The sequence below is a fragment of the Cupriavidus sp. SS-3 genome, from assembly GCF_035818815.1.
In the GTDB taxonomy this organism is placed as follows: Bacteria; Pseudomonadota; Gammaproteobacteria; order Burkholderiales; family Burkholderiaceae; genus Cupriavidus; species Cupriavidus taiwanensis_C.
This window is the reverse complement of sequence record NZ_JAYLVT010000005.1, coordinates 205274-220686: the sequence shown is the minus strand read 5'-3', so window position 1 is coordinate 220686 and position 15413 is coordinate 205274. Positions and strand designations below refer to the sequence as shown.

Below are 15413 nucleotides of genomic sequence, written 5' to 3'. Positions count from 1 at the left end.
CCAAACGACGGCGGGCCGCGGATGCGGCCCGTTTTCATGCTGCTGTCGCAGAAATATGCTGGCTGCGTGCGGCGCTCAGCGCGCGGTATGCAGCTGCGCCATGGCGCGCTCGGCATCGCCGCGGGCCATCAGGCCGAGCGGCTCGATGCAGCGGTCGATGGCGGCATCGATGGCTTCCTGCTCCTCGCGCCGCGGGGGCTTGAGCACGAAGTTGACCACGTCCTCGCGGCCCGCGCCGGCACCGCCGGGGCCATTGCGCGGATGGCCCACGCCCAGGCGCAGGCGCCAGTAGTCCTGCGTGCCCAGGTGGGCCGAGATGTCCTTCAGGCCGTTGTGGCCGCCGGCGCCGCCGCCGCGCTTGAGCTTGGCGGCGCCGGCGGGCAGGTCCATCTCGTCATGCACGACCACGATCTCGCCGGGCAGGATCTTGTAGAAGCGCGCCAGCGACACCACCGCCAGGCCGGAGCGGTTCATGAAGGTCGACGGCTTGAGCAGCCAGATCTCCTGGTCCCAGAGCCGTGCGCGCGCGGCCAGCCCATGGAAGCGGCCTTCCACGCGCAGCGTGGCGCCGCCCATGCGGGCCAGCTGGTCCACCAGCCAGAAGCCGGCGTTGTGTCGGGTGGCCTCGTACTCCGCACCGGGATTGCCGAGGCCGACGATAAGCTTGATCATGCGTTTGACTGTGTCGTTGGCGCGCGACTGCGCCACAGGCGCCAAGGATACCGAAAAACCGGCAGTCAGCTGCCGGGCGAAAAAAAACCGCCGCAGGAGCGGCGGTTTCTTCGTGGCGCGGCCCGCGGGCCGCCACCGCTGCGGCAGCTTAGGCAGCCGGGGTTTCGCCAGCGGCTTCGCCGCCTTCGGCAGCTTCCGACACGGCACCAGCCGGTTGCGAGATGCTGGCGATGGCCGGGTTGTCGTCACCGTGGGTGATCACGGTCACGCCCTTCGGCAGCTTCAGGTCGGACAGGTGCAGGGTCTGGCCCAGCTCCATCGCGCCGACGTCCACTTCGATGAACTCGGGCAGGTCGGCCGGCAGGCACGACACTTCCAGGTCATTGACGATGTGGTTGACCAGGCCGTGGCCCAGCTTCACGCCAGGAGCGGTTTCCTGGTTCATGAAGTGCAGCGGCACCTTGACGTGGATCTTGTCGTTGGCCGACACGCGCTGGAAATCGACGTGCAGCACCAGCGGCTTGAACGGGTGCATCTGGAATGCGCGCAGCAGCGCCTTTTCCGACTTGCCCGCGACTTCCAGGTCCAGGATCGACGAGTGGAACGCTTCCTTCTTCAGGGCGTGCCACAGGGCGTTGTGATCCAGTTCGATCATCTTCGGCTCGGCAGCGCCGCCGTAGATGATGCCGGGGGTCTTGCCCGAATTGCGCAGGCGGCGGCTCGCACCCGTTCCCTGTACGCTACGCTCGAAAGCGACAACTTTCATGATGACTCCAAAAAGTAAGAAGGCTGTCCGCGACCAGACAGCCTCGTTGCGGCGCAAAGGCAAAATTATGCGCCGATCAAGTCACGTTGATCACCAGACAACGATGATCAACGCAGTAAAGCCTTAGATTCTATCAGGAACCCGCAAACAGCGACATGATCGAGTCGCCCTTGACGATGCGGGTGAAGGTCTCGGCCAGCAGCGGGGCGGTCGAGAGCTGGCGGATCTTGGCGCACTTGGCGGCTTCTTCGGACAGCGGGATGGTGTCGCACACCACCACTTCGTCCAGCGCCGAATCCGCGATGCGTGCCGCCGCGCCGCCCGACAGCACGGGGTGCGTGCAGTAGGCGAAGACCTTCAGCGCGCCGCGCTCCTTCAGCACCTGGGCGGCCTTGCACAGTGTGCCGCCGGTGTCGATCATGTCGTCCATGATGACGCAGTTGCGGCCTTCGACTTCACCGATGATGTTCATCACCTCGGCCACGTTGGCCTTGGGACGGCGCTTGTCGATGATGGCCAGGTCGCAGTTCAGTTCCTTGGCCAGCGCGCGGGCACGGACCACGCCGCCGACGTCCGGCGAGACCACCAGCAGGTCGCCGTAGTTCTTCTCGCGCAGGTCGCCCAGCAGTACCGGCGAAGCGTAGATGTTGTCGACCGGGATATCGAAGAAGCCCTGAATCTGGTCGGCGTGCAGGTCCATCGTCAGCACGCGCTCGACCCCGGCGACTTCCAGCATGTTGGCAACCACCTTGGCCGAAATCGCCACGCGCGCCGAACGCGGGCGGCGATCCTGGCGGGCATAGCCGAAGTAGGGCATGGCGGCGGTGATGCTGCGGGCCGAGGCGCGCTTGAGCGCATCGACCATCACCATCAGTTCCATCAGGTTGTCGTTGGTAGGCGCGCAGGTGGACTGCAGCACGATGACGTGCTTGCCGCGAACGTTTTCCTGGATTTCGACCTGGACTTCTCCGTCGGAGAAACGGCCAACCTGAGCCTTGCCCAGCGGAATGCCGAGGTGCTGTACGACAGCCTCCGCGAGTTTGGGGTTGGCGTTGCCGGTAAATACCATCAAGCCTTCGCTGCTCATTCGGGGCACCTGTCTTGCTGCTGGGGGAGCTTGGTGTCACCGGCGAAGCCGGTGACTTGGGGATATCGTGTTCCGTTAGGACACTATAGGAAGTAATGGCAGGGGAAGAAGGATTCGAACCTTCGAATGCCGGAATCAAAATCCGGTGCCTTGACCAACTTGGCGACTCCCCTACACAACCGGGCCGTTCTTCGTGGTACCAAACTGCCGTACCGCGCCGAACGATAACTTGCTATGCGAACGTCGCGAGCGGGTGCTGTGCCAGACTTCTCACACACCTGCCATCCCATTCGGGAGGCACCCTTTCCAAAACCTGCTGCGCTGTTTTTGCGTCGGGAAAACGCGCAAACACGCAGGCTCCGGAACCGGTCATCCGGGCATGCTGATTGTGTTGCTTCAGCCATGCCAGGGCTCGGGCGACTTCGCCGAACTTCGCTGTTGCTATCGGTTCCAGGTCGTTGCGACCGAAATCGAATTTGTTTGTGCGAGCAGCGAAGACCGCAATTATGGAGATCGGTGTATCCCTTGTCAAGCACTCGTCCGAAAAAATTTCAGCGGTCGGCACGTGCTGCTTCGGGTGGATGATCACGAACCAGCTGTCGGGCAGTTCGACCGGCGTGAGCTCCTCGCCGATGCCCTGCGCAAAGGCGTTCTGCCCGAGCACGAATACCGGCACGTCGGCGCCCAGCGTCAGCCCGATCCGCATCAGCTCGGCGCGCGTCAACCCCAGGCCCCACAGGTGGTTCAGCGCCAGCAGCGTGGTGGCGGCGTCGGAAGAACCGCCGCCGATGCCGCCGCCCATCGGCAGCACCTTGTCGATGGCGACGTCGGCGCCGAAGCTGGTGCCGCTGGCGGCCTTCAGCGCGCGCGCGGCCCGCACCACCAGGTCGGTCTCGGCCGGTACGCCGGGCACCTCGGTGACGCGCGTGACCACGCCGTCGTCGCGACGGCGGAAATGCAGCGTGTCGCACCAGTCGACCAGCTGGAACACGGTCTGCAGCGTGTGGTAGCCGTCGGCGCGGCGGCCGGTCACGTGCAGGAACAGGTTGAGCTTGGCCGGCGCGGGGCAGTTGCGCAGTTCGGGTGGAGGCAGGGGATGGCTGCTTGGCATGGTGCGGTGATGGGGGCAGTTATGGCGTCTGCTGATCGATGACCAGACGTACCGACAGCGGATTGCTGCCGGCGTCGCGCGCCAGGTCGATACGGCGTGGCACCTGCGTTGCGGCAGCGCCTGTGTCGGGCGTCTCCTGCCAGGCGACGTAGCGCACGGTCCAGCCGTTCTGCGCCAGCGTCGCCAGCCGGCCCTGCTCGTCGCGCGTGGCGCGCGCCGGCGTGCCCTGGGTGGGACGCCCGTGCAGCCAGTCGCGCATGCCGGCCACCGGCAGCGCGAAGCCCAGCGCTTCCTCCATCAGGGTATCGACTTCGGGCGCGTTGCGCGGCGGCTGGTTGGGCAGGTCGAGCGTGGCGCCCGACGGCGTGGCGGTGACCACGGCCAGGGTCTGGCCCAGCGGCGAGACCAGGTCGAGCCGCACGTTGCGGCCCTGCTCCTCCCAGCGGAAGCTGCCCTGCACGCCCTCGTCGCGCCCGTAGCGCACGTAGCTGGCGGAAAAGCGGCCGGTGTACTGCCGGCTGGCGGCGTCCTGGTCGACATCGAAGTTGCGCGACGGCGCCACGCTGGCGCATGCCTGCAGCAGCAGGGGCGCGCCAAGGCAAAGCAGCGCCAGGCGTCGGGATCGGTTCATGGGCATGGTCGTGAGGACGGCGGCACGGCGGCCGCCGGCTGACGGGAAACCGGCGCCGCCGGCCGGGCTGCCGGCCGCGGCGCGCGGGCTTACTTGGACGGCTGCAGGTTGAATTTGTAGCGGCGCAGCGTATCGATCAGGGTCTCGTTCTCGGGATCGATGCGCACGGCCTCGGTCCAGGTCTTGCGCGCCTCATCGTGTTCGCCGAGCTGCCACAGCACCTCGCCGAGGTGCGCGCCGATTTCAGCCTCGGGGGCCTTGGCATAGGCGTTGCGCAGCAGTGCGGCCGCGGGCTGCAGGTCGCCCATGCGGAATTTGACCCAGGCCAGGCTGTCCATGATGTACGGATCGTCCGGACCCAGCTCTGAGGCACGCTCCAGCAGCTTGAGTGCCTCGGGCAGGCGCTCGTTGCGGTCCGCCAGCGAATAGCCGAGGGCGTTGTAGCCCTGCTTCTGCTGCGGCTGCAGCGCAATCACGCGGCGCAGCCCGGTTTCCATGCTGGCGTAGCGCTTCTGGCGCTCGTCGAGCATGGCCAGCTCATAGATCCAGTCGGCGTTGTCGGGCTCCGCCGCGATGCGGTCGTTCAGCACCTTGCGGGCGCGGTCGTAGGCCTTGCTCTCCATCAGCGTGGCTACTTCGGCCTGGCGGATGGCGGTCACGCGCTGCGAGCGCTGGCCGGGGTCGGGGATGTCCTCGGCGTCGGTGAGCATCTCGCCGAACAGCGCCTGGGCGTCGTCGAGCTTGCCCATGCGCGCCAGCAACTGGGCGCGCTTGGCGGTGGCCGCCGGTGCCAGGCGGATGTCCTCGATGCGGTCGAGCCAGCGGATCGCGCCGGCGTAGTCCTTGCGCTCCTCGGCGATCTGCGCCAGGTACTGGTAGGCAATGTCGGGATTGGCGCTGGGCTGCTTTTCGACCAGCTGCAGGTATTCCTGCAGGTACTGCTCGGCCTCGCCGTAGTTCTTCGCCTGCAGGCTGGTCAGGCCCAGCGCCAGCGGCACGCGCGGGTCGGCGGGAGCCACCTTGCGCAGCGTCTCGAATTCCTGGCGGGCCGCCGGCATGTCGTTCTTCAGCAGGTACAGCCGCGCCAGCGTGATATGGCCGTTGACCGATTCGGGCGACTTTTCCAGGAAGCGCTTGAGCACCGCCACGGCTTCGTCGGGCTGCTTCTCGGCGCGCAGTTCGGCCGACATCAGCGCGGCCGCTTCATAGCCGGGCCGCAGCCGCAAGGCCTGGTCGAGCGCGGCCAGCGCGCCCGGCTCGTCGCCGGCGACTTCGCGCGCGCGCGCCAGCGCCAGCTGGGTCTCGGGCAGCTTGGTTTCGTTGCGGGTCAGGTCCTGCAGCAGCGTGGCCGCGCCGGCCGGATCGCTGGTGCGCGACAACTGCTGCTGCAGCTGCAGGATGGCATCGCCGCGCTGGCTGGCCGGGACCGCAGCCAGTTGCTGCTGCAGCAGCGGGCGGGCATCGTCCCAGCGGCCGTTGAGTACCAGCAGGGTCGACAGCACCTGGCCCGCCGCCGGCGAGGACGGAGAAATCTCTTTCCACAGGCGCGCGGCGTCAAGCGCCTGCTGCGGGATGCGCGCGTTGAAGGCGATCTCGGTGGCACGCTGGGCGAAGCGCGGGTCGCGGGTCTGGCGCGCCAGTTCCAGGTAGGTGCGATAGGCCGGGCCGACCAGGCCGCGCTGGATGGAAATCTCGGCGGCCAGCACCATATAGACGATATCGTCGGTCAGCTCCAGCGACGGCAGTGCCGGCCGCGCGGGCTTGGCCGCCGGGGTGTCCGCCGCGGCCAACTGCAGCATGGGCAGCGAACCGGCGCCGACCGGCGGCGCGGCGTGGCTGGCGCCCGCCGCCGCTGCCAGCAGCGCGCCGGCGGCCAGTGCGCGCACATGGCGCCGCGGCGCCTGCCACCAGCGGGCCAGGTTGCCGGCACGGCGCGCCGTGCGCGAGCCGGCGCCCGTCGATGTGGTCAGGCCGCCGCCCGCGGTGGCTTGCAACGTGGAGTCCGGCATCAGGTCCGGCATCAGGTCCGACATGTATTGAGTGCTCCGGCGCACGCTGGCGAAGGATGGGAGATTGCGCATTGATAAGGGCATTGTAGCCTGCCGCTACAATGCGCTGCTTGGCGCCGCAGGCCGGCGCCGCCAGGCGCTGCAGGAGTTTTGAGCGGTAACCAACGGAGAGGTTCGATGCCTGAATTGCCCGAGGTCGAGGTGACCCGGCGCGGCTTGCTGCCGCATGTGGTGGGGCGGCGCATCGCCGCGGTCACGGTGCGCCACCGCGGCCTGCGCTGGCCGGTCGACCCTGAACTCGAAACCTGCCTGGCCCGGCGCCTGGTGCGCCGCATCGAGCGCCGCGGCAAGTATCTGCTGCTCGAATGCGTCAGCGCCGACGCGGCGCAGCCGGTTGGCTGGCTGTTGGTGCACCTGGGCATGACGGGCACGCTGAGGGTGCTGCCCGAGGCACCGCCGCCGGGCGTGCACGACCACTTCGACCTGGTGCTCGACGCGGGGCCCGGCGCAGCGTCTGCGGCAACGCCAGGACAGCAGCCGGGTACCATCGTGCTGCGCTTCCGCGATCCGCGCCGCTTCGGCGCCATCCTCTGGACCACGCTGCCGGAGGCGGAACTGCCGTCGCATCCGTTGCTGAGCACCCTCGGTATCGAGCCGTTCGATCCCGCCTTCGATGGCGCCTGGCTGCACCGCCATACGCGCGGCCGCAGTGCCGCGATCAAGACCGTGCTGCTGTCCGGTGCGATCGTGGTCGGGGTGGGCAACATCTACGCGTCCGAAAGCCTGTTCCGTGCCGGCATCCACCCGACCACCCCGGCCGGGCGCCTGAGCCGCGCGCGTTGCGACCGGCTGGCGCAGGCGGTGCGGGACACCCTGGCGCAGGCGATCGAGCGCGGCGGCAGCACGCTGCGCGACTTTGTCGGCAGCGACGGTGCCAGCGGCTACTTCCAGCTCGATTGCTTTGTCTACGACCGCGCCGGCCTGCCATGCAAGGTGTGCGCCAAACCGGTGCGCCAGATCGTCCAGGGCCAGCGTTCCACCTTCTATTGCACCAACTGCCAGCACTGACCAGCACCAGGAGTGCTTCAGGGACCGCCCGCTGCCGCGGGTCGATGGGTCGGCGCAACACTGGCGGGGCGACTGCCATCCAAGGGACGCGAATTCCACAAAAGCGCCGTGGAAACCTGTATCGTGTGCGCAGTCATAAAAAGTTACAAAATGGCCGGCCGCGCGTGTACGGCAGGGGGCGGACCGGCATTGCGTGAACACGGGCATGCCGCGCAGGGTGGCGGGCCCCGAGGCAAAACCAAGTCAGCCCAACAGCTCCATGACAACGCTCGCCCACCAATTCGAACAATACGGCGCCTGGAGAACCGGGGTCCTCCAGTCACTGGCCGAATTCCAGTCCTGGCTGCAGCAGCACGACCTGTACGATGCACAGGCCGACGACCGCGTGCAGCGCATCCAGAGCGTGCTGCGCAGCGACCGCCTCAAGGTCGCCTTCATCGCCGAGTTCTCGCGCGGCAAGAGCGAGCTGATCAACGCCATCTTCTTTGCCGACTACGGGCGCCGCATCCTGCCGTCGTCGGCGGGGCGCACCACCATGTGCCCGACCGAGCTGCGCTACGACGAAGCCGAGCCGCCCAGCATCCGCCTGCTGCCGATCGAGACGCGCCTGCAGGATGCCTCCACCGCCGACTTCATCGAGGCCGGCACTTCGGCATCGCACTGGCATTCGGTGCCGCTGGACCCGTCGTCGCCCGAGGGCATGCTGGAGGCGTTCCAGCATGTGGTGCAGACCATGCGCGTGCCGCCCGAGCAGGCCGAGGCGCTGGGGCTGTACCACGAGAACGACCCCGATGCCGCCTATGCGGTCGATGCCGAGGGCATGGTCGAGATCTCGCGCTGGCGCCACGCCGTCATCAATTTTCCGCATCCGCTGCTGCGCCAGGGCCTGGTGATCCTCGACACGCCGGGCCTGAACGCGATCGGCACCGAACCCGAACTGACGCTGCGGCTGATCCCGGATGCGCACGTGGTGGTGTTCGTGCTGGCCGCCGACGCGGGCGTGACCAAGAGCGACCTCGAGCTGTGGCGCAGCCATGTCGGCGCCGGACACCGGCGCGGCTGCCTGGCGGTGCTCAACAAGATCGACGGCCTGTGGGATCCGCTGCGCCAGCCCGGCGAAATCGCGCAGGAAATCGCGCGGCAGGTGTCGACCACCGCGCAGGTGCTGGGCATCGAGCAGTCGCGCGTGTATCCGGTGTCGGCGCAGAAGGGGCTGGTGGCCAAGGTCACGCGCGACGACACCCTGCTCGCGCGCAGCGGCCTGCCGGAGTTCGAGCACGTGCTGTCGGACCAGCTGATTCCGCGCCGGCGCGAGATCGTCTCTGACCAGGTCTACCGGCTGGTGCAGGACATGGCGCGCGCCGCGCAGCAGCTGCTGCAGAGCCGCCGCCGCGATATCGTCGAGCAGTTGTTCGAGCTGCGCGGACTGCGCGGCAAGAACCATGCGATGGTCAAGCACATGCTGATGCGGGTGCAGGGCGAGAAGGACGAGTTCGAGCAGAGCATCAGCAAGTTCCAGGCGCTGCGCCTGGTCTTCGGCCGCCACAGCGCCGACATCATCAAGAGCCTGCAATTGCGCGACGTGCGCCGCACCATGCGCAGCGCGCGCGAGCATATGAAGGAGCGCTTCTTTTCGCGCGGCCTGCGCGAGGACATGGACGCATTGTTCGCGCAGCTGAGCGGGCTGGTGAGCGATGCCGACAACAAGATCGGCCAGCTGCACCAGTTGATCGAAAGCATGTACCGGCGCTTCAATGCCGAGCACGGCTTCACGCTGCCCGCGCCGATGCAGTTCACCGCCGAACGCTACCTGACCGAGCTGCAGGAGACGCTGCGGCTGGTGCAGGCGCATTTCGGCACGATCAGCATGCTGACGCGCTCGCGCCCGCAGCTGGTGCAAAGCGCTTTCAACACCATGGCCAGCCGCGTGCTGGAGAATTTCCGCGGCCTCAACCGCGACATCGAGGTCTGGCTCAAGTCGGTGATGACGCCGCTGGAAGCCCAGGTGCGCGAACACCAGAAGCAGCTGCGCCGGCGTGTCGATTCGATCGAGCGCATCCATGAAGCCACCGACACGCTGGAAAGCCGCATCGCGCAGCTGGAGGAAGTGCTGAACGGGCTGGATGAACGCAGCGGGCGCATCGAGGCGTTTGCCCAGCGGCTGATGCGGCCGGCGGCGGATGCGGACAGTGCCAGCCTTGCGGTAGCGTAGCCGGGCAGCTCTTGCCGACCGGTATATCATGTGGCGCCGCGCCTTGCGGCGCCTTTTTCTTTGGCGCGCCGATGCCCATGTCCGCTCGCCACGCAGTTGCCACACCGATGCCCCGCAAACCAGCCCCCCGTACCGCACCAGCCCTGCCTGATGACCTCCGTGTGCCCCTTGACTTCGGCGCGCGCGTGGTCGACTGGCAGCGCCGGCACGGCCGGCACGACCTGCCGTGGCAGAACACCCGCGACCCGTACCGGATCTGGCTGTCCGAGATCATGCTGCAGCAGACCCAGGTCAGCGCGGTGATCGAGTACTTCCAGCGTTTCGTCGCGCAGTTGCCCACGGTGCAGGACCTGGCGGCCGCGCCTGCCGACCAGGTCATGGCGCTGTGGGCCGGGCTGGGCTATTACTCGCGCGCGCGCAACCTGCACCGCTGCGCCATGCAAGTGGTCGGCGAGCATGGCGGGTGCTTCCCCACCGACCCCGCGGTGCTGGTCACGTTGCCGGGCATCGGCCGTTCCACCGCGGCGGCCATTGCCGCGTTCAGCGCGGGCGTGCGTTCGCCGATCCTGGACGGCAACGTCAAGCGCGTGTTCGCGCGCTGCTTCGGCATCCATGGCCATCCGGGCGAGCGCGTGGTGGAAACGCGCATGTGGCAACTGGCCGAGTTGGCCTTGCCTGCGCCCGGCCCACGCCAGGCCGACGACATGGTGGCCTATACGCAGGGGCTGATGGACCTGGGCGCGACGGTGTGCTCGCGCGGCAAGCCCGCCTGCCTGGCCGATGCCGCAGCGTGCCCGCTGTCCGCAGATTGCGTCGCGCGCCGCGACGGCCTGACCGGCGTGCTGCCCGCGCCCAAGCCGCGCGTGGCGATCCCCGAGCGCAGCACGGTGATGCTGCTGGTGCGGCGCGAGCGTGAAGTGCTGCTGCGCCTGCGTCCGGACAGCGGCATCTGGGGCGGCCTGTGGAGCCTGCCGGAGATGCCGGTCGACACCGTGCCCTTCGACGCGGAAGACGCCGAGGCCCGCGCGCTCGACTACGCGCGCGCTTTCGGCACCCCCGCGCGCGCCGTGCTGGCCGGCGAGCTGACCCATGTGTTCACGCACTTCCGCCTGCTGATCCGCGCCATCCGGGTCGACCTGAATGTGGAGGCGAACGTGCTGCGGCAGGACAGCGCGACGCCGGCCGGGCAGCGCTGGCTGTCGCTCGACGATCTCGATGCGCTGGGCACGCCCGCGCCGGTGCGCCGGCTGCTTGAGGACCAGGCGCGGGTGGGCTTGTTCTGAAGCGGGAGTGGGCGCGGGAGGAGAGACCGCCTACAGCATGTGGTTCTGCCGCATGTAGCGGTGCACGATCTCGATGCGCATGCCCGCGTCGGGCAAGGCCATCAGCATCTGCTTGGCCTTCAGCGGCACCGGCAGCAGCTCGCACAGCCGGTTGGCGACCCAGCTCGGGTCGTCCCACAGGTAGGGCTCGTCGAAGGGCATGCGGTCGGGCTGCTCGGCGTGCAGCCGCGTGACGATGCGGCGCAGCGCGTCCAGGCATTCGCCCAGCAGTTCCAGCTTGCAGTCGATGATGTCGGGCGGGAGCACGTCGGCGCGCGCCACCAGCAGGCCGTCGTCGCGGGTTTCGTGGCTGATGATATGGAAGCGCTCGCGGCCGCGCGTGCGGATCAGCAGCACGCCCAGCTGCTCCATGTTGCAGTCGACGATTTCCGCGAGGCAGCCGACCAGTTCGGGCACGGTGGGCTGGTTGGGCCGGGCCACTTCCTCGCCGCTGGCGATCAGGCAGACGCCGAACGGCGCGCTGTCGCGCAGGCAGTTGCGCACCATGTCGACATAGCGCGCCTCGAACACGCGCAACGGTAGCCGTCCACCGGGAAACAGCACGGTGTGCAGGGGAAACAGCGGCAGGTTTTCGAGCGTCCGTGCCGGGTCTTCGGACCCTGCGGGACGGTAGAGGTCGGTCGAGGACATGCGGTGCAGGCTTGGGGTCGCGCAGCATTGGGCCGCCAGGCCGACGCCGCGCTCAGATGCCCCGTGCAGCCCGGGGTGCCATGCCGCGTGCGTCAGCCCGCCGGTGCGAGCTCTCGGTGTCTGACCAGCACATTACCATGTGCCCGGAAATAGTTGGCGAGCCTTTCGGCAATATAGACCGAGCGATGCTGTCCGCCGGTGCAGCCGATCGCCACGGTCAGGTAGCTGCGGTTGTCGGCGATGAAGCTTGGCAGCCACTTTTCCACGTAGGCGCGGATATCCTCGGCCATCGCCAGCACCATCGGCTGCGCCTGCAGGAAGTCGATTACCGGCGTGTCGCGGCCCGTCAGCGGCCGCAGCGCCAGGTCGTAGTACGGGTTCGGCAGCGAGCGCACGTCGAACACCATATCGGCATCGCTGGGCACGCCGTGCTTGAAGCCGAACGACTCGAACAGCAGCGTCAGGCGCTGGCTGTCGTCGCGGATCAGCTCCTTGATCCAGCTGCGCAGCGTATTGGTGCGCACATTGCTGGTGTCGATGCGGTGCGCGGCCTCGGCAAGCGGGCTCAGCAGCGCGCGCTCCATCTCGATCGCTTCCATCAGCGCCGTGTCGTTGAACGCGCCGCCGCCACCGGCCACGCCGTCGGTGCGTGCCGACAGCGGATGGCGGCGCCGCGTCTCGGAGTAGCGCTGCACCAGGGCGTCGGTGCTGGCGGTCAGGAAAATGACCTCGACCTGGTGCTCGGCGGCCAGCGCGCGCACGGTGTCGGGCAGCTGGTCGAGCGACTCGCGGCTGCGGATGTCGGTAGCCACGCCCAGGTGCGTGTAGCCCTGGCTGTCGAGGTAGCGGGTCAGTTCAGGGATGAACTGCGCCGGCAGGTTGTCCACGCAGTAGTAGCCTGCATCTTCGAGGACGTTCAGTGCGACGGACTTGCCGGAACCGGATATGCCGGTGATGAGGATGATGCGCATAGCAACTGAAGCATAGCATCAGGTGCCGGCTGCGTCATGACAGCAGTTTGACAGCAGAAAAAATGGCGAACCGCCCGGTTCGCCATTTAGGTCGCCATTTCGCCGGTGGTGGCGCTCAGGCTGCCTTCGACAGGCATTCCTTCATGTAGGCCTTGTATTCATCGCCCTTCTTGCCCTTGCCAGACTTGCTGCAGGCAGCCATCTTGTCCTGCTGGGTCTTGGGCGCGCCGGACTTCGACAGGCATTCCTTCATGAACGCCTTGCGTTCGTCGCCCTTCTTGCCGGAGGCCTGCGCATTGCAAGCCTTCATCTTGTCCTGCTGGGTGTTGGCCGCGGGCTTGTCCGGATTGGCCGGGGTGGCAGGCGTGGCCGGCACGGCAGGCGTTGCCGGGGCCGCGGCCGACGGCTTGGCCGGCGTAGCAGGGGTGGCCGGCGTGGCGGTCTGCGCAAAGGCGCTGGCTGCGAACAGCGGGGTCACTAACGCGCACACTGCAATCAGGGTCTTCATGCTTGCTCTCCTCGGGGGTGGACAACCTTATCGCCGCGCGCCGGGGTCGGCGTTGCAGCTTCCGCAACGGGCGTGATGCCCATTACAGCACAAAACGGAGCATGCCTGAGAAACGTTGACGAGCGCTTGCCACGCCGTTGTAAGCAATTGAAAACCGCGGCGGACGGTGGCTTACAGCAGCCGGCCCTGGCCGCGCGAGACCGCATCGGCCTGCATCGCGGCGCGCTGGCGGTCCATGAAGTCGCGCAGCGTGTCGATGCCGCGCAGGCGCAGGATGGTGTTGCGCACGGCGGCCTCGACCAGCACGGCAAGGTTGCGGCCGGCCGCCACCTGGATCTTGACCATGTGGATGGGAAGCCCGAGCACGTCCAGGTACTGCGAATCCAGCGGCAGCCGCTCGAATTCGCCGTCGTTGCGCCGCACCAGCTGCACCACCAGCTTGATCTTCATCTTCCGCCGCACCGCGGTCTCGCCGAAGATGGTCTTGATGTCGAGCAGCCCCAGGCCGCGCACTTCCAGCAGGTTCTGCAGCAGCGGGGGGCAGCGGCCTTCGATGAAATCCGGCCCCAGCCGGACGAAATCGACGGCGTCGTCGGCCACCAGCCCGTGGCCGCGCGAGATCAGTTCCAGGCCCAGTTCGCTCTTGCCGAGGCCCGACTCGCCCATGATCAGCACGCCCATGCCGAGGATGTCGAGGAACACCCCGTGCATGGTCACGCGCGGCGCCGAGATGCGCGACAGGTACAGGCGCAGGTGGTCGATCACCGCGGCGGACGACACCGGCGTGGTGAACAGCGGCGTCGACGAGCGCGTGCAGCGCAGTTCCAGGTCCGGCGGCGGCTCCATGCCGTCGGCGATCACCAGGAACGGCGGCTCCAGCAGGATCAGTTCGCCCATCTGGCGCTTGCGCGTCTCGTCGTCGAGCCGCTGGTAGTACGTGATTTCGGGCTTGCCGAGGACCTGGATCCGGTTCGGGTGGATCAGGTTGAGGTGGCCCACCAGGTCTGCGGCGGAGGTCGCTTCGCGGGCGAATTCCACGTCAAAGGCGCGGTCCGCGCCCTCCAGGCCGGCGACCCACGAGAGTTTGAGGTCGGCTGCGTTGTCGTCGAAGATGGACTGGGAGGTGACGCCGGTGAGTTCCATGCGGTATGGCTGGTAAGGCGGTGTTCGAAGCGCGTGGCGCTTGCCCGGTCTGGTGCCGGCCCGCTCCGGGGGAGTCAGTGGATCAGGGATGCCATGCGATCAGCAGTTCGTGCACGGCATCGGGCGTGGGCAGGGTCGCCAGGCCCTCGCGCATGTCGCGATCCGACAGCAGTTGCGCGATCTCGGACAAAATTTCCAGGTGCTGCTGTGTGGCCTGTTCCGGCACCAGCAGGAAGATCAGCAGCGACACCGGCTTGCCGTCCGGCGATTCGAACGGAATCGGCTCGGCCAGGCGCATGAAGGCGGCAAGGGGCTGCTTCAGGCCCTTGATGCGCCCGTGCGGAATCGCCACGCCGGCGCCCAGTCCGGTCGAACCCAGCGACTCGCGCGCGAACAGGTTGTCGGTGACGATGGCGCGCGCCACGCCATGGTTGTTCTCGAAGAGGAGCCCGGCCTGCTCGAACACACGCTTCTTGCTGGTGACGCTGACGTCGAGGGTGATGTTGCCGGGTGGCAGCAATTTGGCCAAACGATTCATGGGCGATGCGCAGGATTTCAGTTAGCGGGCGGATCGTTCCGCCGGGCAGCGGCTGGCTCCCTGACCGCCGCCGGCGGAGGAGACGTCCGGCCCATTATAGAGCAGCGGCTACCCTTGCATTGTGCGGTGCAGCGCGAGCAGGCGCGGCCACGAGTTCTCTCTCTTTGTATGGCGCAGCATACACCTTGGCGCTGCGCTTGCGAACATTTCGGGCTTCCCTGCGTGGCAAGGTTTGCTCCGCTGCCACAGCCGGCACTGTGCCAGGGCGCAAAAAAGCCGCGCTTCGGCGCGGCTTGCCTGTGGAATCCTGGTTCAGCAGCCCTCTGCGGGGCTGCCGGGCACGGGTTTATTGCTGCATTTGCGCTGCGGCCATCTGGTACTTGACCGCTTCGCGGTCGTGGCCTTGCACGCGATCCTTGTAGCGAATCACCTGACGGTCCAGCTTGTCGACGAGTGCGTCGATCGCCGCATACAGGTCTTCGTGATGCGCCTCGACAAAGATGTCCTTGCCCTTTAGATGCAGATTGATTTCCGCGTACTGACGCCGGTCCTTTTCCTTGTGATTGTCGACAGAGAGCAGCACGCTAACGCCAATGACTTGATCGAAATGCCTGACGATTCGCTCCAGCTTCGTTTCCACGTACTCACGCAGAGGGGGCGTGATGTCCAGGTGGTGTCCACTGATCTTGAAGTTCATAGCGCTTCTCCTTCTGAAAGAGCCTCA

15 protein-coding genes and 1 tRNA gene are annotated in these 15413 nt (G+C 67.4%); 3 read left to right on the top strand and 13 right to left on the bottom strand.

Annotation, left to right across the window (positions count from 1 at the left end):
• Window positions 1-75: 75 nt before the first annotated feature.
• The 7 genes from pth to U9J39_RS10585 all read right to left on the bottom strand — a co-directional run bounded on the left by pth (window position 76) and on the right by U9J39_RS10585 (window position 6300).
• Window positions 76-672 (bottom strand): aminoacyl-tRNA hydrolase, encoded by a 597-nt coding sequence (gene pth, locus U9J39_RS10615; protein WP_115711530.1) that lies wholly within the window; start codon window positions 670-672, stop codon window positions 76-78.
• Window positions 673-820: 148 nt separating this feature from the next.
• The gene (locus U9J39_RS10610) at window positions 821-1438 is read right to left on the bottom strand and encodes a 50S ribosomal protein L25/general stress protein Ctc (protein ID WP_012351653.1); all 618 of its coding nucleotides are present in this window, start codon (window positions 1436-1438) and stop codon (window positions 821-823) included.
• A 133-nt stretch (window positions 1439-1571) separates the two neighbouring features.
• Complete coding sequence (locus U9J39_RS10605) at window positions 1572-2525, bottom strand: ribose-phosphate pyrophosphokinase (protein WP_115663107.1); 954 nt, start codon at window positions 2523-2525, stop codon at window positions 1572-1574.
• Window positions 2526-2621: 96 nt separating this feature from the next.
• Window positions 2622-2698, bottom strand: a tRNA-Gln gene (locus U9J39_RS10600).
• A gap of 59 nt (window positions 2699-2757) precedes the next feature.
• Window positions 2758-3636 (bottom strand): 4-(cytidine 5'-diphospho)-2-C-methyl-D-erythritol kinase, encoded by an 879-nt coding sequence (ispE, locus tag U9J39_RS10595; RefSeq protein WP_115708039.1) that lies wholly within the window; start codon window positions 3634-3636, stop codon window positions 2758-2760.
• Between the two features lie 19 nt (window positions 3637-3655).
• A complete protein-coding gene (gene lolB / locus U9J39_RS10590) occupies window positions 3656-4267 on the bottom strand; it encodes a lipoprotein insertase outer membrane protein LolB (RefSeq protein ID WP_326347019.1) in 612 nt (203 codons plus the stop codon).
• Window positions 4268-4356: 89 nt separating this feature from the next.
• Window positions 4357-6300: a tetratricopeptide repeat protein gene (locus U9J39_RS10585; protein WP_116312110.1), complete on the bottom strand. Its 1944-nt coding sequence runs from the start codon at window positions 6298-6300 to the stop codon at window positions 4357-4359.
• 153 nt (window positions 6301-6453) lie between these two features.
• Here U9J39_RS10585 and mutM point away from each other — a divergent pair, with 153 nt between their 5' ends.
• The 3 genes from mutM to mutY all read left to right on the top strand — a co-directional run bounded on the left by mutM (window position 6454) and on the right by mutY (window position 10839).
• Window positions 6454-7344, top strand: coding sequence for a bifunctional DNA-formamidopyrimidine glycosylase/DNA-(apurinic or apyrimidinic site) lyase (mutM, locus tag U9J39_RS10580; RefSeq protein ID WP_116312111.1), 891 nt, complete (start codon window positions 6454-6456; stop codon window positions 7342-7344).
• 259 nt (window positions 7345-7603) lie between these two features.
• Window positions 7604-9556 (top strand): dynamin family protein, encoded by a 1953-nt coding sequence (locus U9J39_RS10575; protein WP_326347018.1) that lies wholly within the window; start codon window positions 7604-7606, stop codon window positions 9554-9556.
• A gap of 107 nt (window positions 9557-9663) precedes the next feature.
• Complete coding sequence (mutY, locus tag U9J39_RS10570) at window positions 9664-10839, top strand: A/G-specific adenine glycosylase (protein WP_326347017.1); 1176 nt, start codon at window positions 9664-9666, stop codon at window positions 10837-10839.
• A gap of 30 nt (window positions 10840-10869) precedes the next feature.
• Here the strand turns inward: mutY and U9J39_RS10565 are convergent, their stop codons facing one another.
• From U9J39_RS10565 to hpf, 6 genes are all read right to left on the bottom strand, one after another.
• Window positions 10870-11529 (bottom strand): LON peptidase substrate-binding domain-containing protein, encoded by a 660-nt coding sequence (locus U9J39_RS10565; RefSeq protein ID WP_116294213.1) that lies wholly within the window; start codon window positions 11527-11529, stop codon window positions 10870-10872.
• Window positions 11530-11621: 92 nt separating this feature from the next.
• Complete coding sequence (gene rapZ, locus U9J39_RS10560; RefSeq protein ID WP_115679306.1) at window positions 11622-12500, bottom strand: RNase adapter RapZ; 879 nt, start codon at window positions 12498-12500, stop codon at window positions 11622-11624.
• Window positions 12501-12615: 115 nt separating this feature from the next.
• Complete coding sequence (locus U9J39_RS10555; RefSeq protein ID WP_111518213.1) at window positions 12616-13008, bottom strand: PsiF family protein; 393 nt, start codon at window positions 13006-13008, stop codon at window positions 12616-12618.
• Between the two features lie 171 nt (window positions 13009-13179).
• On the bottom strand, window positions 13180-14151 hold the full coding sequence (hprK, locus tag U9J39_RS10550; protein ID WP_012351664.1) for an HPr(Ser) kinase/phosphatase: 972 nt from the start codon (window positions 14149-14151) through the stop codon (window positions 13180-13182).
• 82 nt (window positions 14152-14233) lie between these two features.
• Window positions 14234-14689, bottom strand: coding sequence for a PTS sugar transporter subunit IIA (locus tag U9J39_RS10545; protein WP_018008706.1), 456 nt, complete (start codon window positions 14687-14689; stop codon window positions 14234-14236).
• A gap of 346 nt (window positions 14690-15035) precedes the next feature.
• A complete protein-coding gene (hpf, locus tag U9J39_RS10540; protein WP_010814386.1) occupies window positions 15036-15386 on the bottom strand; it encodes a ribosome hibernation-promoting factor, HPF/YfiA family in 351 nt (116 codons plus the stop codon).
• Window positions 15387-15413: the final 27 nt, after the last annotated feature.

Excerpts from the sequence above, each read along its gene's own strand:
- mutY (WP_326347017.1), top strand. The coding sequence starts at position 9,664 with ATGCCCCGCAAACCAGCCCCCCGTACCGCACCAGCCCTGCCTGATGAC.
- U9J39_RS10545 (WP_018008706.1), bottom strand. The coding sequence starts at position 14,689 with ATGAATCGTTTGGCCAAATTGCTGCCACCCGGCAACATCACCCTCGAC.
- U9J39_RS10575 (WP_326347018.1), top strand. The coding sequence starts at position 7,604 with ATGACAACGCTCGCCCACCAATTCGAACAATACGGCGCCTGGAGAACC.
- mutM (WP_116312111.1), top strand. The coding sequence starts at position 6,454 with ATGCCTGAATTGCCCGAGGTCGAGGTGACCCGGCGCGGCTTGCTGCCG.
- rapZ (WP_115679306.1), bottom strand. The coding sequence starts at position 12,500 with ATGCGCATCATCCTCATCACCGGCATATCCGGTTCCGGCAAGTCCGTC.
- pth (WP_115711530.1), bottom strand. The coding sequence starts at position 672 with ATGATCAAGCTTATCGTCGGCCTCGGCAATCCCGGTGCGGAGTACGAG.
- hpf (WP_010814386.1), bottom strand. The coding sequence starts at position 15,386 with ATGAACTTCAAGATCAGTGGACACCACCTGGACATCACGCCCCCTCTG.
- ispE (WP_115708039.1), bottom strand. The coding sequence starts at position 3,636 with ATGCCAAGCAGCCATCCCCTGCCTCCACCCGAACTGCGCAACTGCCCC.
- U9J39_RS10565 (WP_116294213.1), bottom strand. The coding sequence starts at position 11,529 with ATGTCCTCGACCGACCTCTACCGTCCCGCAGGGTCCGAAGACCCGGCA.
- lolB (WP_326347019.1), bottom strand. The coding sequence starts at position 4,267 with ATGAACCGATCCCGACGCCTGGCGCTGCTTTGCCTTGGCGCGCCCCTG.
- U9J39_RS10605 (WP_115663107.1), bottom strand. The coding sequence starts at position 2,525 with ATGAGCAGCGAAGGCTTGATGGTATTTACCGGCAACGCCAACCCCAAA.
- U9J39_RS10610 (WP_012351653.1), bottom strand. The coding sequence starts at position 1,438 with ATGAAAGTTGTCGCTTTCGAGCGTAGCGTACAGGGAACGGGTGCGAGC.
- U9J39_RS10555 (WP_111518213.1), bottom strand. The coding sequence starts at position 13,008 with ATGAAGACCCTGATTGCAGTGTGCGCGTTAGTGACCCCGCTGTTCGCA.
- hprK (WP_012351664.1), bottom strand. The coding sequence starts at position 14,151 with ATGGAACTCACCGGCGTCACCTCCCAGTCCATCTTCGACGACAACGCA.
- U9J39_RS10585 (WP_116312110.1), bottom strand. The coding sequence starts at position 6,300 with ATGTCGGACCTGATGCCGGACCTGATGCCGGACTCCACGTTGCAAGCC.